1 protein-coding gene is annotated in these 845 nt (G+C 44.1%); it reads right to left on the reverse strand.

The genetic code is table 11. The features are described from left to right. Positions 1-682: PBECR3 domain-containing polyvalent protein (locus EAO38_RS08585; RefSeq protein ID WP_456237303.1), on the reverse strand; the 682-nt coding region annotated here is incomplete at its 3' end. Between the last annotated feature and the right edge of the window lie 163 nt (positions 683-845).

The raw sequence follows: 845 nt of genomic DNA on the forward strand, positions 1-845 counted from the left end.
CAAATTCTTTAAAATTCTCTCCAAAGGCGGGATTGGGTTTTAAAATGTCTTCTAAAAGCTTGTTTTTAAATCTAATGGCGTCTAAAATATCTTGCTTGTCTAAAGACGCGTTTCTGCCTGCGGCTAGGATTTCTTTAGCCGTGGCTGGGATATGTGTGTTGGGCTTATAGGGAAGTAAGGGGATTTGATTGTTAAGGGGGGGTTTGGTAGGATGAGGGGTAGCGGTGTGGGTCGGTGCGTGGGAGACACTAGGTTTAGGGCTTAGGGAGGTCTCCGCTATCTTTGGATAGTCCGCATATTCACCCGCGAAGTGTTTGTTATTCTCAAGCTCCCCATATTCTTTATAGATTGTCTTTAATTTTAATTCGTTCTTTTTAGTGCTAATGGTTTCTACCACCACGACATAGCCATTAATCTGCTTACCACTGATCAAAACCTTTTGATGGTATTTGTCTGTATCAACTACAGCCTTATCTGCATTATTTACAATATCCTCATAATGAATAATGTCGTCTCTTGTTACTGCGGGTTGTTGCCCTTTTTTGACTAAGATCGCCCCCTCTCCATGCCGTCTTTCAATATGCTTTAACGCATCGCCATTAAAAGTAATCTTTACGGGGTGTTTGCTATCAAAGCCCAATTCTTGCATTAGGCCTTTGTCTTGGGGGGCAAAATCCCCCATCCACACCTTACCATTAGTCCTTTTGACCTCCTCTAAAAACTCGGGTGTGATCTCTTCAGGCTTTGCTCTTCTTAAAGGCTTGTTAGGGTCTAGGAGGTCTTGGCTAACCCCCTTTGGGGGTTTCCCTCCCCCCCCTTGCGCTAGGCTCTGCTATGGGCTCTTT

Source organism: Helicobacter vulpis, assembly GCF_003660395.1.
Taxonomy (GTDB): domain Bacteria; phylum Campylobacterota; class Campylobacteria; order Campylobacterales; family Helicobacteraceae; genus Helicobacter; species Helicobacter vulpis.